Source organism: Bacillus sp. 01N42_2, from assembly GCF_056399565.1.
On sequence record NZ_JBFTRO010000001.1, the window covers coordinates 433,329 to 458,228 of the forward strand.

General features: G+C 46.8%; 26 protein-coding genes and 1 pseudogene. 5 read left to right on the forward strand and 22 right to left on the reverse strand.

All coding sequences use genetic code 11. The annotated features are described in order from the left end of the window. Positions 1-99: 99 nt before the first annotated feature. The 5 genes from AC1DN5_RS02295 to spoIIR all read right to left on the reverse strand — a co-directional run bounded on the left by AC1DN5_RS02295 (position 100) and on the right by spoIIR (position 3,649). Positions 100-555, reverse strand: a complete 456-nt coding sequence (locus AC1DN5_RS02295; RefSeq protein WP_047475863.1) for a low molecular weight protein arginine phosphatase — start codon at positions 553-555, stop codon at positions 100-102. 73 nt (positions 556-628) lie between these two features. Continuing rightward, the gene (locus tag AC1DN5_RS02300; protein ID WP_016937635.1) at positions 629-1,186 is read right to left on the reverse strand and encodes a manganese efflux pump MntP; all 558 of its coding nucleotides are present in this window, start codon (positions 1,184-1,186) and stop codon (positions 629-631) included. Positions 1,187-1,255: 69 nt separating this feature from the next. Continuing rightward, the gene (locus AC1DN5_RS02305; protein ID WP_342007153.1) at positions 1,256-2,296 is read right to left on the reverse strand and encodes an L-threonylcarbamoyladenylate synthase; all 1,041 of its coding nucleotides are present in this window, start codon (positions 2,294-2,296) and stop codon (positions 1,256-1,258) included. 156 nt (positions 2,297-2,452) lie between these two features. Next, positions 2,453-2,896 carry a GNAT family N-acetyltransferase gene (locus tag AC1DN5_RS02310; protein WP_029575296.1) on the reverse strand — a complete coding sequence of 148 codons (444 nt, stop codon included), beginning with the start codon at positions 2,894-2,896 and terminating at the stop codon, positions 2,453-2,455. Between the two features lie 72 nt (positions 2,897-2,968). After that, entirely contained in the window at positions 2,969-3,649 is a 681-nt protein-coding gene (gene spoIIR, locus AC1DN5_RS02315) for a stage II sporulation protein R (protein WP_047475866.1), read from the reverse strand. 160 nt (positions 3,650-3,809) lie between these two features. Between spoIIR and AC1DN5_RS02320 the strand changes: the two genes are divergently transcribed. Next, on the forward strand, positions 3,810-4,184 hold the full coding sequence (locus AC1DN5_RS02320) for a UPF0715 family protein (protein WP_045926574.1): 375 nt from the start codon (positions 3,810-3,812) through the stop codon (positions 4,182-4,184). On the opposite strand, the gene AC1DN5_RS02325 is transcribed toward AC1DN5_RS02320, so the two are convergent. The 3 genes from AC1DN5_RS02325 to prfA all read right to left on the reverse strand — a co-directional run bounded on the left by AC1DN5_RS02325 (position 4,171) and on the right by prfA (position 6,452). Next, a complete protein-coding gene (locus tag AC1DN5_RS02325) occupies positions 4,171-4,449 on the reverse strand; it encodes a DUF5316 family protein (protein WP_029575295.1) in 279 nt (92 codons plus the stop codon). The two genes, AC1DN5_RS02320 and AC1DN5_RS02325, sit on opposite strands and share 14 nt — an antisense overlap. A 70-nt stretch (positions 4,450-4,519) precedes the next feature. Then, the gene (gene prmC / locus AC1DN5_RS02330) at positions 4,520-5,380 is read right to left on the reverse strand and encodes a peptide chain release factor N(5)-glutamine methyltransferase (RefSeq protein ID WP_366969852.1); all 861 of its coding nucleotides are present in this window, start codon (positions 5,378-5,380) and stop codon (positions 4,520-4,522) included. Position 5,381: 1 nt separating this feature from the next. Then, complete coding sequence (gene prfA / locus AC1DN5_RS02335) at positions 5,382-6,452, reverse strand: peptide chain release factor 1 (RefSeq protein ID WP_029575294.1); 1,071 nt, start codon at positions 6,450-6,452, stop codon at positions 5,382-5,384. 111 nt (positions 6,453-6,563) lie between these two features. Between prfA and gloA2 the strand changes: the two genes are divergently transcribed. Together gloA2 and racA are read left to right on the forward strand one after the other, a co-directional pair. Beyond that, complete coding sequence (gene gloA2, locus AC1DN5_RS02340; protein ID WP_045926575.1) at positions 6,564-6,947, forward strand: SMU1112c/YaeR family gloxylase I-like metalloprotein; 384 nt, start codon at positions 6,564-6,566, stop codon at positions 6,945-6,947. 111 nt (positions 6,948-7,058) lie between these two features. After that, on the forward strand, positions 7,059-7,622 hold the full coding sequence (gene racA, locus AC1DN5_RS02345; RefSeq protein ID WP_366969853.1) for a chromosome-anchoring protein RacA: 564 nt from the start codon (positions 7,059-7,061) through the stop codon (positions 7,620-7,622). A gap of 33 nt (positions 7,623-7,655) precedes the next feature. On the opposite strand, the gene AC1DN5_RS02350 is transcribed toward racA, so the two are convergent. From AC1DN5_RS02350 to spo0F, 11 genes and pseudogenes are all read right to left on the reverse strand, one after another. Beyond that, positions 7,656-8,612 carry an AEC family transporter gene (locus AC1DN5_RS02350; RefSeq protein ID WP_316099674.1) on the reverse strand — a complete coding sequence of 319 codons (957 nt, stop codon included), beginning with the start codon at positions 8,610-8,612 and terminating at the stop codon, positions 7,656-7,658. 85 nt (positions 8,613-8,697) lie between these two features. Next, entirely contained in the window at positions 8,698-10,395 is a 1,698-nt protein-coding gene (gene malS / locus AC1DN5_RS02355) for an oxaloacetate-decarboxylating malate dehydrogenase (protein WP_316099676.1), read from the reverse strand. Between the two features lie 276 nt (positions 10,396-10,671). After that, positions 10,672-11,262 carry a thymidine kinase gene (locus AC1DN5_RS02360; protein WP_016937623.1) on the reverse strand — a complete coding sequence of 197 codons (591 nt, stop codon included), beginning with the start codon at positions 11,260-11,262 and terminating at the stop codon, positions 10,672-10,674. Positions 11,263-11,345: 83 nt separating this feature from the next. Then, the gene (gene rpmE / locus AC1DN5_RS02365) at positions 11,346-11,546 is read right to left on the reverse strand and encodes a 50S ribosomal protein L31 (RefSeq protein ID WP_003151132.1); all 201 of its coding nucleotides are present in this window, start codon (positions 11,544-11,546) and stop codon (positions 11,346-11,348) included. Between the two features lie 122 nt (positions 11,547-11,668). Then, on the reverse strand, positions 11,669-12,955 hold the full coding sequence (gene rho, locus AC1DN5_RS02370) for a transcription termination factor Rho (protein ID WP_003151107.1): 1,287 nt from the start codon (positions 12,953-12,955) through the stop codon (positions 11,669-11,671). 66 nt (positions 12,956-13,021) lie between these two features. After that, a pseudogene (locus AC1DN5_RS02375) lies at positions 13,022-13,161 on the reverse strand (hypothetical protein); the annotation flags it as partial. Between the two features lie 201 nt (positions 13,162-13,362). Next, complete coding sequence (glpX, locus tag AC1DN5_RS02380; RefSeq protein ID WP_016937621.1) at positions 13,363-14,328, reverse strand: class II fructose-bisphosphatase; 966 nt, start codon at positions 14,326-14,328, stop codon at positions 13,363-13,365. A gap of 33 nt (positions 14,329-14,361) precedes the next feature. After that, complete coding sequence (locus tag AC1DN5_RS02385; RefSeq protein ID WP_016937620.1) at positions 14,362-15,651, reverse strand: UDP-N-acetylglucosamine 1-carboxyvinyltransferase; 1,290 nt, start codon at positions 15,649-15,651, stop codon at positions 14,362-14,364. 292 nt (positions 15,652-15,943) lie between these two features. Next, the gene (gene fsa, locus AC1DN5_RS02390; RefSeq protein ID WP_016937619.1) at positions 15,944-16,582 is read right to left on the reverse strand and encodes a fructose-6-phosphate aldolase; all 639 of its coding nucleotides are present in this window, start codon (positions 16,580-16,582) and stop codon (positions 15,944-15,946) included. A gap of 118 nt (positions 16,583-16,700) precedes the next feature. After that, positions 16,701-17,558 (reverse strand): class II fructose-bisphosphate aldolase, encoded by an 858-nt coding sequence (locus AC1DN5_RS02395; RefSeq protein WP_269774160.1) that lies wholly within the window; start codon positions 17,556-17,558, stop codon positions 16,701-16,703. A 176-nt stretch (positions 17,559-17,734) separates the two neighbouring features. After that, positions 17,735-18,109, reverse strand: coding sequence for a sporulation initiation phosphotransferase Spo0F (gene spo0F / locus AC1DN5_RS02400; protein ID WP_095241197.1), 375 nt, complete (start codon positions 18,107-18,109; stop codon positions 17,735-17,737). A 164-nt stretch (positions 18,110-18,273) separates the two neighbouring features. Here spo0F and AC1DN5_RS02405 point away from each other — a divergent pair, with 164 nt between their 5' ends. After that, entirely contained in the window at positions 18,274-18,795 is a 522-nt protein-coding gene (locus AC1DN5_RS02405; protein ID WP_326351180.1) for a DUF2529 domain-containing protein, read from the forward strand. A 47-nt stretch (positions 18,796-18,842) separates the two neighbouring features. Here AC1DN5_RS02405 and pyrG read toward each other — a convergent pair whose 3' ends face one another. The 3 genes from pyrG to AC1DN5_RS02420 all read right to left on the reverse strand — a co-directional run bounded on the left by pyrG (position 18,843) and on the right by AC1DN5_RS02420 (position 23,557). Beyond that, positions 18,843-20,450 carry a glutamine hydrolyzing CTP synthase gene (gene pyrG, locus AC1DN5_RS02410; RefSeq protein WP_016937615.1) on the reverse strand — a complete coding sequence of 536 codons (1,608 nt, stop codon included), beginning with the start codon at positions 20,448-20,450 and terminating at the stop codon, positions 18,843-18,845. 240 nt (positions 20,451-20,690) lie between these two features. Then, positions 20,691-21,221 carry a DNA-directed RNA polymerase subunit delta gene (rpoE, locus tag AC1DN5_RS02415; RefSeq protein WP_016937614.1) on the reverse strand — a complete coding sequence of 177 codons (531 nt, stop codon included), beginning with the start codon at positions 21,219-21,221 and terminating at the stop codon, positions 20,691-20,693. Positions 21,222-21,448: 227 nt separating this feature from the next. After that, positions 21,449-23,557: a (Fe-S)-binding protein gene (locus tag AC1DN5_RS02420; protein ID WP_327814765.1), complete on the reverse strand. Its 2,109-nt coding sequence runs from the start codon at positions 23,555-23,557 to the stop codon at positions 21,449-21,451. Between the two features lie 138 nt (positions 23,558-23,695). On the opposite strand from AC1DN5_RS02420, the gene cls reads away from it, so the two are divergent. After that, complete coding sequence (gene cls, locus AC1DN5_RS02425; protein WP_045926578.1) at positions 23,696-24,895, forward strand: cardiolipin synthase; 1,200 nt, start codon at positions 23,696-23,698, stop codon at positions 24,893-24,895. The last annotated feature ends 5 nt before the right edge of the window (positions 24,896-24,900 follow it).

Below are 24,900 nucleotides of genomic sequence, written 5' to 3' on the forward strand. Positions count from 1 at the left end.
CAGCCCAGTGTGCTTGTCCTTTTTTACGAAATCCGTTGATTTTATTCTACTCTTTCATATTCGTTTTGCAAATGACCTGTTTGCAGATTTTCTGACAGATTACTTGCTTTTTCCGTCAAGCAATTGGTCAGCCAAAAGGGTCAGCAGTTCCTCCAGTTCGTCCCGCGTCCTTTTATAAACATCAAGCGGACCGCCGAACGGGTCAGAAATATCGCCGCTTTTTCCCGTTACGTATTCTTTAATGGTAAATACTTTACCATGACTGTTTCGATATCGGCTTTCGATCAGCTGTTTATGCTGTTCGGTCATCGTCAGCACCAGATCGGCCGTCTCGATATGTTCTTCCGTTAAGGGAGATGAACTGTGATTGAGAGCGATCCGTTTTTCAAACAGCGCTTCCACGGCATGAGCCGACGCTTTTCCGTTCGGGGACGCGAATACTCCGGCAGAGCTTGCGCTGACGTCCAGCCCTTTCGTTACTGCAATGGATTTAAAAAGAGCCTCAGCCATGGGACTGCGGCACGTATTGCCTGTACAAACAAAAATTATTTTCATATCCGTCACCTCTTACTGCCTATTATAAATGAAGAAAAAAGAAACGGCATCTTCGTTTCTTTTTTACTCAGCCCTATATCGGTAAAAGCAGTTTCAGCCCGAATCCGATCAAAATGGCTCCGCCGAGGGCTTCGCTGTAGGAGCCGAGCCATGATTGCACCTTTCTTCCCGCCAAGAGCCCCGCCCATGTTAAAACGGTGCTGAAGATTCCGAACAGCGCAACGGCCAGCATCGGGTTGGAGCCGTTCATCCCGAGGCTGAGCCCGACAGAAAAACTGTCAAGACTGACACCGACCGCGAATAAGAACAGTCCCGAGCCTGCCGGAGATATGAGCGGCCCGTCCGATTGTTTAAACGAAGCGATGATCATTTGCACTCCTAAAATGAAAAGAAGAGACCCGCCGATGTAAACGGCAAGCATCCCCAGAAAACCGGACAGCAGATGCCCGGCTGCCATTCCTGCCAGCGGCATGATGACATGAAACAGCCCGATGACAATTCCTATATGAAAGATTTGTTTTTTCTTCAGCTGAATCATTCCCATTCCGAGCCCGACGGAAAAAGCATCCGTCCCCAAAGCAAATGCCATGATGCTTAAGGAGACAAGCTCCCCGATGAATAGATTCGACATGAAATAAAAAACCCCCTTGGACGTGCCCGCTTGTTTAGCTTATGCATGTCCGAAAAGGGGTAGAACAAGTTAATGGATAACGGTGCCGCCCGCAGCCTTCATCAGCCTGTTCATAATGGCGAGTCCCACTCCGGTGTCCGGAAAGGATTCAGAAATAATCATATCCACTTTTGCATCATCAAAGCTGCGGAGCGCATCGTACAAGGCCGTCGCCACTGTTTCAAGGTCGGCGCGCCGGCCGCATACCTTAATAAAATCAGCCTCGTACCTACCGGCATTCTCCTCTGTTGTCAGAATGCCGATCCGTTTTCCCCGGCTTTTATATTCGTCAGCCAGCTCTTGAATTCTCAAAGCGCCGCCGTCGGCAATAGCCATCGGCGCAGAAGGCGCATAGTGTGTATATTTCATACCGGGAGAAATAGGAACCTGATCTTCTTCGGTCAGCCCTTTATCCACAAGAACCGGACCGGCTGCGGATTCAATCTGTTCTTTTGTCACGCCGCCCGGACGAAGCAGCACGGGCTGTTTCCCCGTACAGGACAGAACGGTTGATTCCACTCCGATTCCGGTCGCTCCGCCGTCCACAATGCCGGCAATGCGGCCGTTTAAATCATGAGCCACATGCTCGGCCTTCGTCGGGCTCGGTTTTCCTGATAAATTGGCGCTCGGCGCTGCGATCGGCAGTCCGGCCGAACTGATGAGGGCTAACGCCACCGGATGATCAGGCATTCTGACCGCTACCGTCTCAAGTCCCGCGGTGACACGGGGGGACAGCACGCCGGGCTTACACGGCAAGACCAGGGTCAGCGCGCCCGGCCAAAAAAGCGTCATGAGCTTTTTCGCCGTTTCAGGAATATGGCTGATAAAACGATCAAGCTGGCTGATGTCAGATATATGCACAATCAGCGGATTATCGCTCGGCCTTCCTTTCGCCTCATAAATTTTCGTTACGGCTTCCGTATTTTCAGCGTTAGCGCCCAGTCCGTAAACGGTTTCTGTCGGAAAAGCCACAACTTCATTCTGCCGGAGCAATTCCGCGGCTTGTGTAATCTGGGGATCGGTTGTGGATAATTTTGCGGAAGAATCCACAAACCATCTTCTTGTTTTCATGTATAACCAAACTCCTTATTTTAAAGCGGTAAAACTTTATTTTCTCTCATGTATTCCTTTTGAAAGTATAAAAGATGTCCTTTAATAAAACAAGTGTTATCCACAAACTGTGGACAACACTTTTCGATAAGTGGATAACTTTGTGCATAAGTGAGGTTATGCAGAGGTTTTCACCATCAAAAACGAACCTTCTGTGCATAACGAATTGCGGAAATGCTCGGACGTATACAGTTCATCAGGCACATCGGCGCATTCTTCAAATCCCATCACACTCAGAAATTCAGCAGATGAGGGCTGATTGGCGACTAAGTAGACATCTTGAATTTCATGTTTTTTGCACAGCACATCCATACTTTGAAACAGCGTAACGATATGGCTTTGGTTCAGCCTGTCCGACATAACGAGTGAACGGAGAAGCCCTTTTCCGCCGCTGAATTTTTCGATCCCGAGACAGGCGGCAATCTCTTTCTCACTGTCCTCCAGCATGATAAACCGGCTGATCTGCTGATCGATTTCCGCATGTGCCGTATCAGCCTTTTTCAAAAAGGCCTCCAGCGCCTCCGTATCTTGATCTCTTGCCACTCTCAGCTGATAAAACATATATTTCCCCTCCGTTTCGATCAACTCTTTCTTCCAATCTATGAATCGAATCCGGATTTATGCCTTTTTGCTTCAGGAAAACAGATCTGAAATCCAATCGACGAGGAAAAACTTCACTTCAGTATCATCGTCATCTTTATTTTCTTTCTTCGCTTTATCAGCTTTCGCTTTGACGTCATCCATCACTTTTTCTGTCTGTTTTTTCGTTTCTTCCTGCTTCTGTCCGCCGTCTTCCTGATCTTTCACCGCTTCACCGTTTGAAAAATCAAGGAAGCATAGCGGCGGAAACAAGACGCACCACCAGTTGGCGCCCTCGCCATTGCCGAGGGTAATTAAAATCGCTTCATATTTTCCGGCCGGATAGACCATATTGCCGTAAAGCTTTGTCGGAAACGAAATTTTATTGAATTCAACTGAAACGGATTGATGCGCACCTTTTTCTTTCATTGTTTGTTTGGCGATTTCTTTAATTTCAGGAAGCTTTGAACGGATGAGCCGCCGCGCTTCTTCAATAGAAGTGATATCTTTCACCCAGCCCGTGATTTCCTTGTTTACAGCATCTCTGATCTGGCGCTTGAGCGTTTGATCCTCATCGTTATCACTGTTGGCTAAGATCCGAAGCCGTATCGCTTCATCCGGTATGACAACGGGCTCATTGGCTGACGCCCGCGCTGTTTCTTCTTTCGTTAAGCCCGCAAGCGCTCCTGATAATAAAAGAAAAATATATATGCAGATCATCATTGTCTGTTTCATCGGTCCCCACCGTTCCTCTCCGTGCTTTTTTATCTAGTCTCATTATGGACATGACCGAAAAGGTTTAAACCGGCGGGAAGAAAAAAATCTAGCAAGCTGATAATCTGCATTGACAGACTCAGAATATGGTACGATATTATTTTGATAGGAGGGTTTTCAGATGAAATATAATTACACCGTGCTGCTGTCGGCGGCATGTATGTCTGTCATTTATTCTATTTTGTATGTTCATCAATTTATTTTCGCGGCTTTCATTTCGATGGCATTTTATTTTTTGTTTCCCTATTTGATTTTTGCGCTGCCGCTTCAATACTTTTTGAATAAAAAGCCGAAGAGATTTCATCCGCTTTATTTCCTTTATTATTTAGGAACGTCATTTGTCGCAAACGGGATCATCTTCGGTCTGTTGCAGCCGTCAGGCCAATCTCTGTTTTCTAATTCGGCCTTTTATATTTTTGCGGTTTTAACAGCCGCCGTCTATTGGGTGTGGGATTCCGTATTGCTGCAAAGACAAAGTCCGGCTACAGAAGCGTAATCAGCAGACAGACGGCTGAAGGCAGAGCGGCGCAAAAGAAAACGGCTGCCATCTTTAAACGGGCGTGCCGGCCTTCTTTTGTTTCAGAATGATAATTGGCCCGCTGTTCTGCTCCGCTTACGGCCAACCCGGAAACGATGATCGCTGTGATGATAAGAACGGCCGTAACGGCACCGAAAATGCCGTCAAAGCCAAACGGCAGAACAAACCCCGCCGCATAAGCTGCGGCGGCCAGTATACAGCCGAAAGCAAATGCTTTTTTCAAGGCGGATACCCCTTTCATTTTCTTTCCATTGTAACAAAAGCCTGCCGTGTGCGTCACCGGCAGGCTTTTTTCATGATGTGATGACCGCGGATACGGTTCTGTCTTTTCCATTGATGTCCTTTATGACTTCCACTTCCGCATTCGGAAAGGAATGACGGAACAGGTCTTTCACGGCTTTTCCCTGATTATATCCGATTTCAAAGACGACAAGCGCTTCATCTTTCATGACAAGAGGCAGCTCCTCCATAAACCGCTTGTAGAATTTCAAGCCGTCACCGCCGTCCGTAAGAGCATGAAGCGGCTCATGAAAACGGACGATATCGGATAACTCCGCCATCTCTTCTTCAGAAATATACGGCGGGTTGGACACAATAATATCCGCTTTTATTCCTGATGAAATAAAAGGAGTTAAAAGATCTCCCTGCAAAAAGCGGACGTCCGCTCCGAGGTTTTGCGCATTTCTTTCCGCCACCTGAAGCGCTTCTTTTGATATGTCCGAAGCCGATACTGAAAAATGTCCGCATTCAAGCGCAAGCGTCACCGCAATGGCTCCGCTCCCCGTTCCGATATCAATTACATTCAGACGTTCTCCCTCAGAAAACACCCGCTTCTGTCTGTCCAGCAGATGAAAGACGACTTCTTCCGTTTCCGGACGCGGAATGAGAACATCGTCATTCACAAAGAATTCCCTGCTGTAAAACTGTTCTTTCCCGATAATATATTGAATCGGAATGCCTTCTTTATGCATTTCCACATGCCGTCTGAAACGGTATAGCTCATCCTCGCCGACAGGCTCCTGCAGACTTGCGAGAAGCTTGCTCCGATCCATTCCCGTATCATTTAACAGCAGCAGCTCGGCCGCGTTTTTTTCTCTTCCCGCTTCGGTTAAATAAGAAGAAGCCCAGCTTAGGGCTTCAAAAACGGTCTTCATCTTAATTTTCCGCCTGCTGGAGCTTGCTTGACTGGTCTTCTACGATTAACGCTTCAACCACTTCATCAAGCTTCCCTTCAAGGATTTGGTCCAGCTTTTGAATCGTCAGTCCGATGCGGTGATCCGTCACACGGTTTTGCGGGAAATTGTATGTGCGGATACGTTCAGAACGATCGCCTGAACCGACGGCTGATTTGCGTGTCTGATCATATTCTGCCTGGGCTTCCTGCTGGAATTTGTCATAGATTCTGGCGCGGAGCACCTTCATCGCTTTTTCTTTGTTTTTAATCTGAGATTTTTCATCCTGACAGGATACGACGACACCCGTCGGCAAATGCGTCAGGCGTACGGCCGACATTGTCGTGTTTACGCTCTGTCCGCCCGGTCCGCTTGATGCGAATGTATCGACGCGGATATCCTTTTCATGGATGTCCACTTCTACTTCTTCCGCTTCCGGAAGACACGCCACCGTCGCCGTAGACGTATGAATGCGGCCGCCTGATTCCGTTTCCGGCACCCGCTGCACGCGGTGCGCCCCATTCTCATACTTCAGCTTGGAGTACGCGCCTTTTCCCGTAATCATAAAGATGATTTCCTTGTAACCGCCCGTTCCGGTCACGTTTGCTTCCATGACTTCGGTCTTCCAGCCTTGGATTTCGGCATAACGGGAGTACATTCTGTAGAGATTTCCCGCAAACAGAGCGGCTTCTTCTCCGCCCGCTGCGCCGCGGATCTCCATGATTACGTTTTTGTCATCGTTCGGGTCTTTCGGGATGAGGAGCACTTTCAAACGCTCTGATAAGGTTTCGGTCTCTCCCTGCAGTTCGGAAATTTCTTCCTTCACCATTTCTCTCATATCGGCATCAAGCTTATCCTCAAGCATTGCTTTCGCATCGGCAAGCTGTTCTGATGCATCTCTGTATTGTCTATAGACTTCAACAGTTTCCTGTATATCAGACTGCTCTTTCGAATATTCTCTAAGCTTTTTCGGATCGTTGACCACTTCCGGATCACTTAAAAGCTCATTTAATTTTTCGTATCGTTGTTCAATTGACTGTAAACGGTCTAACACGGTCTTCACCTCTGTTTTCCTGTGCGTAACATTCTCATTATAGTATAGGGCTTATCACCAGTCAAAAGCAATCGGCCTCTGCTATACTGAAACAAAAAAGGAGGAGCGGATATGCTGAAATCCATCCACCATATAGCAATCATATGCTCTGATTATGAAAAGTCGAAAGCTTTTTACACCGAAACGCTCGGTTTCGGTATTATAAAGGAAACCTACCGAAAGGAGCGCGGGTCTTATAAACTCGATCTGGCGCTGGACGGCACATATGTGATTGAATTGTTTTCCTTTCCCGATCCGCCCGAGCGGCCGACCCGTCCTGAAGCAGCAGGTCTCCGGCACCTCGCCTTCACTGTAAACGATCTTGAAGCGGCTGTCAGGGAGTTAAAGGAAAAGGGCATCGACACAGAACCGGTCAGAACCGATCCGCTGACGGGGAAACGCTTTACCTTTTTCTTCGATCCCGACAAGCTTCCGCTGGAATTGTATGAAGCGTAACGTTTTTTGAAGAAATGTTGCTTTCTTTGGCGAATTCCTTCTTGTTTTGTCTAACATGAAGGGAACGCCGCATCATGGTCGAATACCTAGCTGAAAAGGAGGTATGTGATCATGAATACAAACATGGCTGCGAAAGAACTCGGTGTCTCCGCAAAAACGGTGCAAAGGTGGGTCAAGCAGCTGAATCTTCCGGCTGAACGAAATGAGCTCGGGCATTATTCCTTTACGCCTGAGGACCTTGATGTGCTAAAATCGGTCAAACGGCAAATTTCTGAAGGCACTGCTCTGCTGGACGTGCAAGTGCCCCGGCAGCCGAAAAAACGGACGGGCTTTATTTTGCAGCGGCCGAAAACCAGCAGCGGCGCCGAACAAAGGTTGGCAGAGCTGGAACGCAAGCTGGATATTCTCACGAAAGAGAAACAGGACGGGGACCAACTGCTATCAAGAATAGCTGAGCTGGAACGCCAGCTGAAACAAAAGGCGGATGAAGGTGTGTCTTATCAGCTTCTTCAGCACAGACGGGAAATCGACGACCTCAATGCCGAATTGCAGACATTGGCCTCCCGCATCCAGGAACTTGTCCAGACAGCTCCCCTCTCAGAAACAGCCGCTTCTTCAGAACATAAGAAACCCAGAAAAAAAACGAGATTTTCGCCTTTTAAATTTCAATTCTAATTAAAAAAGCTCCCTGAAACAGGGAGCTTTTCATTATGCAGTCAGCGCAATGATGATCGGCAGTGAGATTAGAGATAAAATCGCACTGATCACGAACGCAGACGCAGTTTCTTCCTCTTGTTTTTCGAAACGTGTGGCAATCATCGCCGCTACCGCAGATCCAGGGAATGCAACAAGCAATACCGCTTTTGTGATCTGGTCAGCCGGAAGTCCGACTGCAAGAGCGATCAAGTACATCAATGCAGGCTGAACGGCAACTTTTAACAAAGCGATACCGAAAGCCGGCACACTGAGCTTGATGTTGCGGATACCGACAGTTACACCGACGGCGAAGAGCGCAACACCTGATGTTGTGCTTCCGAGCTGCTCAAGCATTTTGTCGCCGAGCTCAGGAAGACTTACACCGAACAGCACTAGGATGATACTGATAAGCGGTGCAGCCGCAAGCGGTTCGGAAAGACCGTGAAGAATAGACTTACCAGTCATTTTCCAGAAGCTTTCGTTTTCATTGTCTTTTTTCTTAGATGACTCACCGACAGTAGCGATAATGATCGCAAGCGGATCAAGCATAGCGTTAACCACGATACCCGTTACGGCAATAGGAATCGCTACTTCGTTTGCGCCGAATAAACTTCCGAGTACAGGAATACCCATAAATGCAAATGTCGGCTGTGCTGAGTTTAAAGAAAATACAGATGAGTTCGTTAAATCATACTTAAAGATGAATTTACACACCAGCAGAATGACGATATAGAATCCGACAATCCCGATGATCAAAGCGATCATTAAAGGAACCTGTGTTAAAAACGCACTTCTTGAAGTGGTTAAAATACTGGCGATAAAATGCGCCGGAAGCGCGTACTTCGTAACTAAGGTACTTACCCCTTTTGCTGACTTCGCGTCATAACTTCCGAAGCGACCTGCGAACCAACCCAGCACGATCACGAAAAAGATCGGTGCCAGGAGGATTAAAATATCTAAGAAGCTCAAAATGTTCTCCTCCAAATCCTTAATGTCCGTATACTTTAGCCTTTATATAAAAGCTTTCCCTCGGACTGTAAAATTAATCGTAAAATTATTTAGCTACAACTTGTTTGTATTGCGGTTTCCACATTGCATCAAGAACGGCTTGTTCTACATTTTCAGGAGTGCGGTTTGCCACGCCTTCTTTAATTGCAGTTTCTGCTACGGCGATCGCAACTTTAATTGAAACTTCTTGTAAGTCGCTCATGCTCGGCAGAAGGCCTGCACCCGGTGTTTCAAAATCAACGCTTTCTGCGATTGCGTCAGCAGTTGCCGCAAACATTGCAGGAGTAATCACTTTCGCTTCTACAACGATTGAGCCGAGGCCAAGTCCAGGGAACGCGAATGCGTTGTTAGATTGTCCGATTTCATGAGAAACGCCATTGTACTCAACATTTTCAAACGGGCTTCCTGTTGCCACAAGAACTTTACCGTCAGTCCATTTGAAAAGATCGCTAGGAACAGCTTCAGCAAGCGGTGTCGGGTTAGACATCGGCATGATGACCGGACGCTCAACGTGTTTTGCCATTTCTTTTACGATTTCTTCACTGAATGCGCCGCTTTGGCCTGAAGTACCGATTAAGATAGTCGGTTTTGCTTGACGGATCACTTCAATGAAAGGAATTTGTCCATTTTCATCGCGTTTCCAATCTTTAATTTCTTCAGCTGTGCGCAGGTACGGCTCTTGGAAATCAAGAATGTTTTCCATACCTTCAACTAACAGGCCTCTGTAGTCCATTGTGTAGAATGCTTTGTTGGCTTCTTCTTCAGAAAGACCTGCAAGCACCATAGTGTCGCGGATTTGGTCAGCGATTCCGATTCCGGCAGATCCAGCACCGAAGACAACCACACGCTGATCTTTAATAGAAGCGCCTGTTTTCTTCATAGCTGCAAGCACACCTGCAAGCGTAATCGCACCAGTACCTTGAATATCATCGTTGAAAGTAAGAATTTCATGATTGTATTTCTTCATGATATTGCGCGCGTTTTTGTTTCCAAGGTCTTCCCAGTGAAGAAGAGCTTTAGGGAAATATTTAAGCGCAGCTTTTACATAAGCGTCAATGAAAGCTTCGTAACGTTCGCCTTGGATACGTTCATGGCGGTTACCGATGTATAAAGGATCGTTCAGAAGTTTTTCATTGTTCGTACCGACGTCAAGAACGACAGGAATAACACGGCTTGGATCAATACCGGCAGCGGCTGTGTATACAGCTAATTTACCGATGGCGATGTTAATTCCGCCTACACCCCAGTCACCGATTCCGAGGATGCTTTCTGAGTCTGTCGCAACGATCAGATCAATATCGCCGGCAGTGGCATGAAGGTTTTCAAATGCTTCTTCAATGCCTTCCACATTGTCGATAGAAAGGTAAATCCCTTGAGGTCTTCTGTACTCATGGCTGTATTCTTGAATCGCTTCACCTACAGTCGGTGTGTAAACAACCGGCAGCATTTCGCGAAGATGGTTTTGAAGCAATTTAAAGAAAAGAACTTCGTTACGGTTTTGCAAATCATTCAAATATACGTTTTGGCGAAGGCGGTCCGGCTGAGCCTGAAACTGCTCGTATGCGCGTTTAGCCTGTTCATCAAGAGACAGAATTGTCGGAGGAAGCAGCCCGTCTAATCCAAGGCTTTTTCTTTCCTCTGCTGAAAACGCAACGCCTTTATTTAAAGTAGGGATAGATAGAACTTCTTTTCCTCTTAAAGTAGTTTCTAAGTTGCCTTCCTTCGTTACTTTAATATTATTCAAGAAAATCTCCTTCTTTCTTCAAATAGTTAACAAAGTTAAGTAATTACCCAATTTGGTTAATGTGATCGCGATCTGCTATATCTTTTTTTGACAATTATTCGAACAATGTCTCATAACTATTTACATTACTTAGTCATTTTATGCCTGTAAAAATGAAAATTCAAGAGATGAAAATTACTTAATTTTTTCATACTCTTTTTTAAGTTATTTAACTACAATATTTGAAAAAACGTCAAAAAAACACCGGAAGTTTTACCGATGTTTTCATGAAAAGGGTTATTTATCAGTCTGTTTTTTCGGCACTTCGTGATGATGCCTGCATCTCGCTTCGTATGACTCTGATGCGCCGACTAAAATGACCGGGTCATCATAGGAAGCGGGCTTCCCGTCAATTAAACGCTGCGTACGGCTTGCCGGCGACCCGCAGACAGAGCATACCGCCTGCAGCTTCGTTACCGATTCGGCAACCGCCATCAGATTCGGCACAACGCCGAACGGCTCTCCGCGGAAATCCATATCAAGTCCGGCCGCGATGACACGATAGCCTTTATCGGCAAGCCGGGATAAGTCGTCAATGATCGATTCGCCGAAAAACTGCACTTCATCTACCGCGATGACGTCCGTGCTTTCACTGATATGATCCCATATTTCAGCCGAAGACGAGATGACGTGGCTTGTCATGGATGTGCCGTTGTGGGAAACGACGGCTTCCTCACTGTAGCGATTATCAATGGCAGGTTTGAATACCTTAACCTCCTGCTTCGCATATGTCGCTCTTTTCACTCTGCGGATCAGCTCTTCTGATTTCCCAGAGAACATGCTGCCGCATATCAGCTCAAGCCATCCGCTTTGCTTCATTATGTACATAGGCTATCCGCTCCCCTTTTTTCCTGTTTATAGACATAAAAAACAGGCAAGAAGCAATTCTTGCCTGCCTGTAAAATCTATTATTACTTAAGACCGTATTTTTTGTTAAAGCGATCAACACGACCATCAGCAGAAGCGAATTTTTGACGTCCAGTGTAGAATGGGTGGCATTCAGAGCAAATCTCAACGCGTACCTCTTCTTTTACTGAGCCTGTTTCAAATTCATTTCCGCAAGCGCATTTAACTGTTGCTTTTTTGAAATTAGGATGAATTCCTGCTTTCATTGTATCCATCTCCTTCCGCCCTGAATCCCATGTGGAAACAGAGTTATTATTCCGGAGCGAATCCGGAACGCATATGAGAGAATTATATCAGTCATTTACTGCATTTGCAAATACATTTTTTATCAGCGGCGGGCTGATGATGACAGGTTCGCCTGCTTCCATTCTTGGTTGATCAGATCGAAGAATTCCTGATTTGTTTTCGTTTTTTTCATTTTTCTCATAAACTTCTCTGCGAAGTCCGGAGAATCAGACATCGACTTGCGGATCGCCCATAAACGGTCAAGATGCTCTTTCGGCACGAGCAGCTCTTCCTTCCGTGTACCGGAGCGGCGGATATCGATCGCCGGGAAAATCCGTCTTTCCGCAAGAGAACGGTCAAGGTGAAGCTCCATGTTGCCCGTTCCTTTAAATTCTTCATAGATGACGTCATCCATCCGGGAGCCCGTGTCTACGAGTGCCGTCGCTAAAATGGTCAGGCTGCCGCCCTCTTCAATGTTTCTCGCGGCACCGAAAAAGCGCTTCGGACGATGGAATGCAGCCGGGTCAATACCGCCGGAAAGCGTACGTCCRCTTGGCGGGATAACGAGGTTGTAGGCGCGTGCCAGGCGGGTAATGCTGTCCATCAGGATGATAACGTCTTTTTTGTGTTCAACGAGACGCATCGCCCGTTCAAGCACAAGCTCCGCTACCTTGATGTGATTTTCCGGCACTTCATCAAACGTGGAGCTGACGACATCGCCCGCTACGGAACGTTCGATATCCGTTACTTCTTCCGGTCTTTCATCAATTAAGAGCACGATCAATTCAGCGTCAGGCTGATTTGTCGTAATGCTGTTAGCGATTTCTTTTAACAGCATGGTTTTACCGGCTTTCGGCGGCGCCACGATCAGACCGCGCTGGCCGAAACCGACAGGAGCCATCATATCGAGAATTCGTGTAGAGAGATAATTCGGTTTCGTCTCAAGCACCATTTGGCGGTCGGGATAAAGCGGAGTCAGCGCAGGAAAATGAACGCGCTCCTTCGCGGATTCCGGATCATCGCCATTTACCGCTTCAACGTGCAAAAGTCCGTAATAGCGTTCGTTCTCTTTCGGCGGGCGCACCTTGCCGGAAACTTTGTCACCGTTTCTTAAATCAAAGCGGCGGATCTGGGAAGCAGAAATGTAGATGTCTTCTGAGCTTGGCGAGTAATTAATCGGTCTGAGGAAGCCGAACCCTTCCGATTGGATGATTTCGAGCACACCTTCCATAAACAGAAGATCCTCCTGCTCGGCGTTGGCTTTCAGTATGGCAAAGATTAATTCTTTTTTGGTCAGTTTGCTGTAATAGGAGATTTTATAATGTCTTGCCAGTTCGTACAGTTCTTTTAATTTCATATTTTCCAAAGAGGAAATAGATACGTCTTTCATAAAAAACACCACGCTTTTCATAGTCAATGTATTGCTGTTTTCATTCAAATCGGCTGCTTTGCATGATTCCGCCAAAGCACATTCTTTTATAAAACATTCAGGAACTTCTATCGGTAACACTTCCACCCATGATCGGCGCTTTTTTTAAAAAGGATTGTCTTAATGAGTTTTGAAGGAAGCGAGGACAAAAACTTGAGAAGATCAATATTTATATCGTCTGTATGCGGTAGAATTTGAAAATTTCCCAGTACTCAAAAGAAGGAATGACACAGAAAAATCGCAGCACTCTTTATTTTTACCTCATTTTAAAAAATTATTCAACTTAAATAATGCTTTGACATATAAATGATAGGGTTGACTCTTTTTTGCAAAAGAAAAGCGGGACGGAAAGTCCCGCTTTTCTCTATTTATGGCCGGATCACAAGATTTGGTTTTTTCTTCAGGCTGTGTCTTCCGTCAACGAATCGGACTGTTCCTGATTTCGCCCGGATAACCAGACTTTCGGTCGTGCCGACTGTGCCTTTGAACTGAACGCCTTTCAAAAGCTCTCCGTCCGTTACGCCCGTTGCCGCAAAAATGGCGTCGTCCCCTCTCACAAGATCCTCCATCCGGAGCACTTTGGATACATCAAGGCCCATCCGCTCACAGCGGGCTTGCTCTTCCGCACTTTGCGGCAGAAGCCTGCCGATGATTTCGCCGCCGAGCGCTTTTAACGCAACGGCAGACAGCACGCCTTCAGGTGCCCCTCCTGAGCCGAAGAGAATGTCTACGCCCGTATGGTCAAAGGCCGTATTGATGGCGCCCGCGACATCACCGTCGTTGATCAGTTTGATTCTGGCGCCGGCCTCACGCAATTCAGAGATGATTCTTTCATGTCTGTCGCGATATAAAATGGTTGCCACGACATCTTCAATGTCTTTGTTTTTCGCTTTCGCAACAGCTTTTAAGTTATCAATGACAGGAGCTTCGATGTCGATGCAGCCTACCGCTTCAGGTCCGACCGCAATTTTTTCCATATACATATCAGGAGCGTTCAGCAGTGTTCCATGGTCAGCGACCGCGATCACCGTCAGCGCATTCCAGCCGCCGCTGGCTACGATGTTAGTGCCTTCAAGAGGATCGACGGCGACATCGACGCGGGGGCCGTAGCCGTTTCCGAGCTTTTCGCCGATGTAAAGCATCGGCGCTTCATCCATCTCTCCTTCCCCGATAACGACCGTTCCTTTCATCGGCACCGTGTCAAACACGTCACGCATGGCGCTTGTCGCCGCATCATCGGCTTCATCCTTTTTCCCGCGGCCCATCCATCTGGCAGATGCTAAAGCCGCCGCTTCTGTAACCCGAACCAATTCCATTGATAAGCTTCTTTCCATTTCAACACGATCTCCTCTCAAAAGTCCGCATTTCTATGAATTTTGGAGCTGTTCTATCTCTTCGTCCGTCAGCCTCTGCCGCCAGATTGTGGCGCCCAGACCTTCGAGTTTTTTCTCAAGATTGCTGTAGCCGCGGTCCAAATGCTCAAGACCGGTAATTTCGGTTACGCCGTCGGCCATCAGCCCTGCTACGACCAGACAAGCGCCTGCACGCAGATCGCTCGCCTTTACTTTTGCGCCCTGCAGCTCGGCCGGACCGGTGATAATCGCTGACCTGCCTTCCACTTTCATGTTGGCTCCCATCCGTCTCAGCTCATCAATATGCTTAAATCTGGCCGAGTAGATGGTGTCAGTCACGACACTCGTGCCGCCCGCTCTCGTTAACAGAGAGGTCATCGGCTGCTGAAGGTCAGTCGGGAATCCCGGGTAAACAAGCGTTTTTACGTCGACCGGTTTTATCTGCTTCTGCCCGCCGAGCATAAGAAGCTGGTCGTCACTCGTCTCGATGTGAAAACCCATTTCCCTGAGCTTTGCCGTCAAAGACTCCAGGTGGGTCGGTATGACATTATCAATAATGACTTCTTTCCCCATCGCCGCGCCGGCGATCATAAAGGTGCCCGCCTCAATTCTGTCCGGGATGATGGTATGTCTGCACCCGTGCAGCTCTTTCACGCCGTCGATTCTGATCACATTGGTTCCCGCGCCTTTTATCTTTGCGCCCATGCTGGTGAGCAGTGTGGCAACATCAATAATCTCAGGTTCCTTGGCGGCGTTTTCTATCACGGTTTTTCCTTCAGCGAGCACAGCGGCAAGCATGATATTGATCGTCGCCCCGACGCTGACGACATCTAAATAAATCCGTGCGCCTCTCAGCCTTTCGGCGCGCAGATAAATCGCGCCTTGTTCATTGGTGACTTCAGCCCCAAGCGCCTCAAACCCTTTTATATGCTGGTCAATCGGCCGAGGCCCGAGATGGCACCCGCCCGGCAGTCCGATGACCGCCTGTTTGAAGCGGCCGAGCATCGCGCCCATTAAATAATAAGAAGCACGGAGTTTTTTCACTTTGCCGTTGGGAAGCGGCATGCTGATCATCGGTGAAGGGTCCACGACCATTTCTCCTTTTTCAAAATGGACGTTTCCGCCGATTTCTTTCAGCAGGTCACGCAGCGTTTCAATATCTGAGATCTCCGGAAGCCCTTCGATCGTTACTTCGGAATTTGCCAGAATGGTTGCGGGTATCAATGCGACGGCGCTGTTTTTCGCACCGCTGATATGTACGGTTCCGTTTAACGGATCGCCGCCGGCAATATTCAACTTTTCCATGATAGTCTCCTTCCATAAGAAGATAGCTGCGGAGCATAAATAAAATGGCATTTTATTCTGTCTCTGCAAATAAAGCTCTTGTCCAAAATGTAGCCAATTCGAAGAGAAAGAATACAAGGACATTATAAAATAACAGGAAGAAAATAGCGAAGCTTTACGGGGCATTTTTTACACAGGATGCACAGAGACCCGCCGGGTTCACATTCCGGGGAACTTTGATATGAAGGCCCGCCGTCAAACAGGAAATAGGGTGCGGCAAACGGATGCAACCGGTTTGCCGCCCATTACACCCTTATTTATTCCAGTCTGCCAAAAATTGCTCAATGCCTTTATCCGTTAACGGATGTTTTGTCAGCTGGTGAATGACTTTCAGCGGCATCGTACCGATATGTGCACCGCGCAAAGCCGCTTCAGTCACGTGCTGCGCATGACGGATGGAAGCTGCGATGATTTGTGTATCAATGTCATGAAGGTCAAAAATCTGTCTTACTTCTGAAATCAGGTCAAGGCCGTTATGGCCGATATCATCCAGGCGGCCTAAGAACGGAGATACATAAGTCGCTCCGGCTCTTGCGGCTAAAAGCGCCTGGTTGGCGCTGAAGATGAGCGTTACGTTTGTTTTTATGTTCAGGTCGCTCAGCGCTTTTACGGCTTTTAACCCTTCAGACGTCATCGGGATTTTCACCGTGATATTCGGCGCGATTTTCGCCAGTTCTTTACCTTCTTCAATCATTTCTTCAGCATTCAGGGAAATGACTTCTGCGCTTACTGATCCGCTCACGACTTCCGTAATTTCACGAAGTCTGTCATGGAAAGTCACGTCAGCTTCTTTTGCTACTAAACTAGGGTTTGTCGTCACTCCGGCAAGAACGCCAAGTTCGTAAGCTTCTTTAATCTCGTCAATGTTTGCTGTATCAATGAAAAATAACATAAGGAAAGCCTCCCCAGTAATAAGTTTTCAGAACTGTAAAACATGATTGCGCTTTCTAAAGGTAAGACATAAAACCGCCTGGCAATGCTGTCAGGCGGTTTATGGATGTTACACCGGATTAAGCTTGGTTTGAAGAACCGAACTCACGCATTTTACCGATAACCGTTTCTTTGATCGCTTCACGAGCAGGTCCAAGATATTTACGAGGATCGTATTCGTTCGGCTTAGCTGCCAATGTTTCGCGGACAGCTTTTGCAGAAGAAATTTGGTTTTCAGTGTTTACGTTGATTTTAGCCGTACCAAGTGAGATTGATTTTTTAATGTCGGCAGTCGGAATTCCTGTACCGCCGTGAAGTACTAACGGAAGGCCGGTTGATTTGCCGATGTCTTCCATTTCTTTGAAACCGAGGTTCGGTTCGCCTTTGTAAGGGCCATGAACAGAACCTAATGCAGGTGCAAGGCAGTCGATGCCAGTGCGCTCTACAAGTTCTTGACACTCTTTAGGGTCAGCATAGATTACGCCTTCAGCGATAACGTCATCTTCCTGTCCGCCGACAGTTCCGAGCTCAGCTTCAACTGAAACGCCGTGGAAATGAGCAAGCTCAACCACTTTAGATGTAGTTGCTACGTTTTCCTCAAACGGATGGTGAGATGCGTCGATCATTACAGAAGTGAAGCCTGCATGAATCGCTTTCGCACAAGATTCAAAGCTTGAACCGTGGTCTAAGTGAATGGCAACAGGTACTGTCACTTTGTATTCTTCCATAAGAGCTTTAACCATGGCAACGACTGTTTTGAAGCCGCCCATGTAGCGTCCCGCGCCTTCTGAAACACCAAGAATAACCGGGGATTTTTCCTCTTCTGCTGCTTGTAAAATAGCTTGAGTGAACTCAAGGTTATTTAGGTTAAATTGTCCAACAGCATATCCTTTTTCTTTAGCTGTATTCAACATTTCCGTCATTGAAACTAAAGGCATGTCGAAAGTCCTCCTTATGTAGCCTGATTTGCTTCTTCTCGAAAAAAGCTTTCCACCCTATAGCATGACCATAAAAACCTGTCATATGTAAAACAACAGATCGCTTTTTCTCCATCTCTAGGATACCAACTTTTCGACAAATCGGCAACACAATGACATAATTGTTTCTAATTTTATTAATTCGATTTTAGAGGTAAATACTTTTTCACCGCGTCTCTGATCTCGTCAATGTCGAAAGGTTTTGCAAAATGAGTCAGCGCTCCGAGCTCTTTTGATTCCTTAATCATATCGAGTTCTCCGTAAGCGGTCATAATAATGACGCGGATGGAGCCGTCGATCATTTTCATGCGTTTGAGAATTTCGATTCCGTCCATGCCGGGGATTTTCATATCTAAAAGCACAAGATCCGGCCGTTCTTTCGTTACGATGTCCAGCGCCTGTATGCCGTTGGCGGCCTGAAACGTCTGGTACCCTTCTTTATGAAACACTTCATTGAGCAATATACGTATACCATATTGGTCATCTACGATTAAAATCTTTTCATTCATCATTTTACACCCCAATATTATCATTTTCGTCAAAAGGAAGCAGTTGTTAATGTATTCTGTTTGATTTTCACATTTCCTTTAATTATAATAGTCTACTTTCCGACATTTTCTGAGCATTTTCTCTTTTGTTGTATACTGTTCTTGTTAGTGTAAAGGAGGTTTCACTCATGTTAAAGATCTTTACGACGCAGCTTGCAGGCATTTTTTCCCGCATTCAGGATAAGGAATCCGAAGCAATAGAAGACGGCGCGCGGCTGCTGGCTCAGGCGGCCGTCAGCGGCCATTCCATCTATTTATACGGCGCAAATGAGATGCAGGGCATTTTGTGCGAGGCGGAACTCGGCTCTGAACCGATGCCTTCGGTCAAGGCGTTTCCGGATACAGCTGATTCGATTACAGAAAGCGACAGGGTGCTGATGTTCTGTTCAGGCCCGGGTACGGCTGAAGAACAGGCGCTGGCAAAAAAGCTTTATGAAAAAGGGATCGGCCTTGTCTGCGTGTCCCCCGTCATTAAGGATCAAACCGGGATTGAGGCATTTTGTGATGTTCATATTGACAGCAAATTAAAAATGCCGCTTCTGCCCGATGAAGACGGAACAAGATACGGCTTTCCTTCATTAATGACAGGCCTGTATGTCTATCACGCACTGTCCTTTACATTAAAAGAAATGGTGCAGGAATATGACTGATGAAGAAAAAAGACTTGCCGCTTTTAACGGAGGCAAGTCTTTTTTTATTACTTCTGTTCGGCAGCTTGTACGGAAGCGCCGATAAAGTCTTTGAATAAAGGCTGAGGTCTTGTCGGTCTTGATTTGAACTCAGGGTGGAATTGGCAAGCGACATACCAAGGATGGTCTTTCAGCTCGATAATTTCCACAAGGCGGCCGTCAGGGCTTGTGCCTGAGAACACAAAACCGTTCTCTTCCATTTGCTGTCTGTATTCATTGTTGAATTCATAACGGTGGCGGTGGCGTTCGTATACCACTTCATCCGCATATGCTTCGAAAGCTTTCGTGTCTTCCTGAAGCTTACAAGGGTACAGTCCGAGACGAAGCGTTCCTCCGAGATCCTCGACATCTTTTTGTTCAGGAAGAAGGTCAATGATCGGATAAGGAGTGGACGGATCGATCTCCGCAGAGTGCGCCCCTTCCAGACCTAATACGTTTCGCGCATATTCAATGGATGCAATCTGCATACCGAGGCAGATGCCGAAGAACGGAATTTTATTTTCACGCGCGTACTTGGCGGCGATGATTTTCCCTTCTACACCGCGGTCTCCGAATCCGCCGGGCACGATGATTCCGTCTGTGCCGTCAGTCAGCTCTTGAATATTGCTTTCCGTCACTTCTTCGGCGTTAATCCATTTGATCTTCACATCAGCGTCAAACGCATAGCCCGCGTGGCGCAGTGATTCAACGACTGAAATGTAAGCATCTTGAAGCTCGACGTATTTTCCGACGAGACTGATTGTAATGGTTTTAGACAAGTTTTTCACTCTTGTGACAAGGTCTTTCCATTCCGTCATATCCGGATCTTTGCACTCTAATTTCATATGATCGCAGACAAGCTTATCGAGTCCCTGCTCCTGAAGGTTAAGCGGGATGGAGTAAAGGTTGTCCGCATCTTCACATTCAATAACCGCTTTCGTGTCAATATCGCAGAAGAGCGCGATTTTATCTTTCATATCTTGAGAAATCGGCATTTCTGTGCGCACGACGATGATATTAGGCTGAATGCCGAGGCTTCTCAGCTCTTTTACGCTGTGCTGCGTCGGTTTTGTTTTCAGCTCGCCCGCCGCTTTGATGTACGGAACAAGCGTACAGTGAATGTACATTACGTTTTCATGGCCGATGTCGCTTTTCATTTGACGGATGGCTTCAAGGAACGGAAGGGATTCGATATCTCCCACGGTTCCGCCGATCTCAGTAATGACTACATCTGCATTTGTTTCTTTGCCGGCGCGGTAAACGCGGTCTTTCAGTTCATTTGTGATATGCGGAATGACCTGAACCGTTCCCCCGAGGTAGTCCCCGCGGCGTTCTTTCTTCAATACAGCAGAGTAGATTTTACCGGTCGTCACATTGCTGAATCTGTTCAGATTAATGTCAATGAAACGCTCGTAGTGCCCTAAGTCAAGGTCAGTCTCAGCGCCGTCATCGGTTACGAACACCTCACCGTGCTGGTACGGGCTCATCGTTCCCGGGTCAACGTTGATATAAGGGTCAAATTTTTGGATGGTGACGCTCATGCCTCTGTTTTTCAACAGGCGGCCCAGTGATGCTGCCACAATTCCTTTTCCGAGTGAAGATACAACTCCCCCGGTTACAAAAATATATTTCGTCATTTCGTTTGCTCCTCTCTTCGGTCTGCGCTACATTCTTTAAAATGTGCCGTTTTATAGAAAATCATTTCACTAAAAACAAATGATGTATAAAAGAATTTGGGAGATGAAAATAAGAAAGCTCCCTTTCAATTTCTTGAAAGGGAGCGTAGCACTCTTATGAATTCTCTTCTTTTTGAAGAGCCCAAAATACATACTACATAGTTCGACAATGAAAGTCAAGATCGTTTTGCTGCTATGAAATCAGCGTTTTTGATCCTCGTCTTCATCCTCATCATCTTCCTCATCTTCTTCAAGCATATCCTCTTCGATCTCAAGATCGTCGTCATCTTCTTCATCGTCGATATCTTCGTCGTCAAAGCTGTCTGCTTCAAGATCAATATCTTCTTCCAATTCATCGAGATCGATGTCATCTTCATCAACTTCCTCGAATTCGTCAAGATCAAGATCTTCCTCAACGGCTTTTTTCGCTTTTTTCTTTTTCGCTTTTACAGTCGGCTGTGTTTCTTCGTCCAGCTGATCGTACGGATACCAGCTGCGAAGCCCCCAAGTCTGATCTGACAGAGCAATAAAGCGGCCGTCAATGTTGAGGTCAGTATAAAATTGGGCGATGCGGTCACCCAGTTCCTCTTTCGTAACACCGAGCAAGGAAGTAATTTCATTCAGCAGCTCCTGGAACGGAACCGGTTTTTTATGTTCTGAGAAAATTTCGTGAGCGATTTCAACTAAAGCCATCTGCTTCAGCTGTTCCTGAGAATATTGTTTGATACTCAAGGTCGGACACTCCCTTTCTATTACTTATATGTATCTGTTTCTATCCTATAATAAGAACGATTTTGTATTGTTTTGTTCATAAACCATACCTCTCATTATAAACAAATTAAAACAGAATATGCTACCCTTAACAGTGTAATTTAAGAAATTTTAGAGGCGTCCCTTCATAATTCGGCCGATGTGCGAAAACAAAGCCGCCGGCATATGCGCGGGCGGCCTGCTTCTCTCTATGAAGACTCTTGTTTTCCCGTACCGAATACAGACATGGCGAGCAATTCACTGACATCATAAGTGCCGATCGCGTCTTCGGCTTCTTTCGCTTTTGTACCGTCACCGAGCATGGTCAGGCAGTAAGGGCAGCCGGAGCTGATGACCGTCGGGCTGACAGAAAGCGCCTGCTCAGTCCGGGCCGTGTTGATTCTCACTCCCGTTTCTTCTTCCATCCACATGAGGCCTCCCCCGGCGCCGCAGCACATTCCGTTTTCGCGGCTGCGCTCCATTTCCTTCAATTGAACGCCCGGGATGGCTTTTAAGATCGCTCTCGGCGGCTCATACACTTCATTGTATCTGCCTAAATAGCATGAGTCATGGAAGGTGATCGTTTCATTCACCGGATGAAGCGGTTTTAGTTTCCCCTGCGACACCAGCTCGGCTAATAATTCAGTATGATGATAGACTTCAGCCTGGAATCCGAAATCCGGATATTCATTTTTGAACATATTATAGGCGTGCGGGTCAATCGTGACGATTTTTTTGATCCCGTGTTTTTCAAATTCGCCGATGTTGTGTTCCGCCAGCTCTTGGAACAGAAACTCGTTGCCTAAACGGCGCGGCGTATCGCCTGAGTTTTTTTCTTTATTGCCGAGTATCGCAAAGGATACGCCCGCTTCATTGAGCAGTTTTGCAAATGAGACGGCGATCTTTTGGCTTCTGTTGTCATAAGAACCCATTGAACCGACCCAAAACAAATATTCAAACTCTTTCTCTTGTTTTTTCATTTCTTTCACTGTCGGAATCTCTGTATCCGTCTGCTCCCGCCAGTTTTCCCGCTCTTTCCGGTTTAAGCCCCACGGGTTTCCCTGTCTTTCAATGCTTGTCATGGCCCGCTGCGCGTCGCTGTCCATCTTCCCTTCCGTAAGCACAAGATAGCGGCGCAGATCGATAATTTTATCAACGTGTTCATTCATGACCGGACATTGATCTTCACAGTTGCGGCATGTGGTGCACGCCCAGATTTCCTCTTCCGTAATGACCTCGCCGATTAAGCTTGGGTTGTAGTCAATGGCTGCCGCCGCTTCACGCGATCCTCCCCCTGAGGAAGCCGCGGCGAGCTGATTCGCCTTCGTGTGCTGAAAAACGGGCGCGGGCACCCACGGAGATTTTGATGTCACGGCAGCGCCCTTTTCCGTCAGGTGGTCTCTCAGCTTTAAGATGAGATCCATCGGTGAAAGCATTTTGCCCGTACCGGAAGCAGGACACATATTTGTACAGCGGCCGCATTCGACGCAGGCATAAAGATCGACAAGCTGGGAGCGGCGGAAGTCTTCAATCTTTCCGACACCGTAGCTTTCTTTCGTTTCATCGGTGAAATCAATTTTTTCCAGTTTCCCTTTTGAATCCAGCCTGCTGAGGAACACATTCGCCGGACCCGCAATTAAGTGTGCATGCTTTGACTGCGGCACGTACACTAAAAAGCTGAGCAAAAACAACAGATGAAGCCACCATGAAACATAAAACACGGCGGCTGCGGCCGGTGCTGAAAGACCGCCGAGCACAAACGCAATGGAGGAAGCGATCGGCTCCGTCCAGGACAAAGAATGATCGTGCCATAAAAGGTTCATGGCGTTCCCGAGAAGCACCGTCACCATCAGTCCGCCGATGAACAGCAGGACAAGCCCCGCTTTAAACCCGCGTTTCAGTCTGACGAGTTTTTCAATGTAGCGCCGATAAAACGCCCAAACCACAGCGATTAAAATAAGAAACGTGACGATTTCCTGAAAAAAGGTAAACGCCGGATAAAGCGGGCCGAACGGCAAATGCCGGTCGGGAAGCAGCCCTTTCAGAATAAAATCAATTGCGCCAAACTGAACGAGTATAAATCCGTAAAAAAACAGAACGTGGATGATTCCGCTTTTTTTATCTTTCAGCAATTTTTTCTGTCCGAACACATTCACCCATATCATTTGCAGACGTTCTTTCAGGCGTTTATCAAATTCTTCCCTTTGGCCGAGCTTAATATAAGCGATCCTCGTTCTGATCAGGTAAACGAATAAATAAACGGCGTAAGCGGTTACAGCTAAGAACAGCAGCGCGTTTACCATGAGAAAAGCGTTCATCTTGTCTCCCCCTTTGTTCTGATTCCCCTCTGCATTGTCATATCTTTACTTTATCATAAATAATGAATGAGTGTTCAGTCAATAATTAAATTTGCATTCTCAGGGCACACTACGGATACTTCGGAAAGGAGCGTCGGTATGAAGGTCTTTGTTGTGTTGCTTATCATTTTCATCATATTAATCGCACTTATGCTGCTTGATATGCTGCTTGGCCGGGCGGCGTACAAAAAACAGGCGTATGAGCCCGTTTTTGACCCGAAAAAGAGTGATATCAGACTCATTCACTGCGGCGGCGAGCTTGTGCAGCAAATGACGGCCGATATCCGCCAAGCCGTCTCTTCTATTCATATGATGTTTTTTATTATGAAGAACGACCAAGTCTGCCTTGATATGTTTCATTTATTGAAAGAAAAGGCGCAGGCCGGCGTCTCCGTATATCTGCTGCTTGATTGGGCGGGCAGCCGCCAAGTGAAAAAGCCTTCTATTCAAACGATGAAAAAAGCCGGCGTTCATGTTCATTTTCTGAACAAACCCGGATTTCCGTTTCTTTTTTTCAAGCTGCAAAAACGGAATCATCGGAAAGTAACCGTCATTGACGGCAAAATCGGCTATGTAGGCGGATTCAACATCGCGGAAGAGTATCTCGGCAAAAAAGCGAAGTTCGGAAACTGGGAGGATTATCATCTGCGGATGACCGGCGAAGGCACGGCGGATCTCCAGACTCTTTTTTTAAGCGACCTGAAACGAAACACCGGAAAAACACCCGAGTCACCCGAGGTTTATCCGCCGTTGCCGGAAGGGAATATCTCTCATAGGACATATGCGTCGGACGGTTTTTCGCTTGAATCGCATTATGAAAACTGCATCCTTAAGGCGGAGAAAAAAATCATAATCGGCACGCCTTATTATGTACCGAGCAAAAGGCTTCAAGCAGCGCTTATTGCAGCCTGCCGAAAAGGCGTCAAAGTCACCTTGATCGTGCCGATGAAGTCAGACCATCCGCTCGTTCGGGAAACGGCTTTTACCTATTATCCCGAGCTTTTGAAAGCAGGCTGTCTCATCTACCGGTATTATCAAGGCTTTTATCACGTCAAAGCCTTCATTATAGACGACCGCATCAGCATTATCGGTACGCCGAACTTTGATAAACGGAGCCTGTTCTTGAATGAAGAAGTGAATGTCATCATTAACGATGAGGCCTTTACGGAAGAAGTGCTCTCAACCATAAAGCAGGACATCGAAAAATCCGAGCTTCTCACATTAGAAAAAGTGAAACAGCGCTCCTTCAGACAGCTTCCTGCAGAATGGCTGGGAAAAGCCATATCTTATTTTTTATAAAGGAG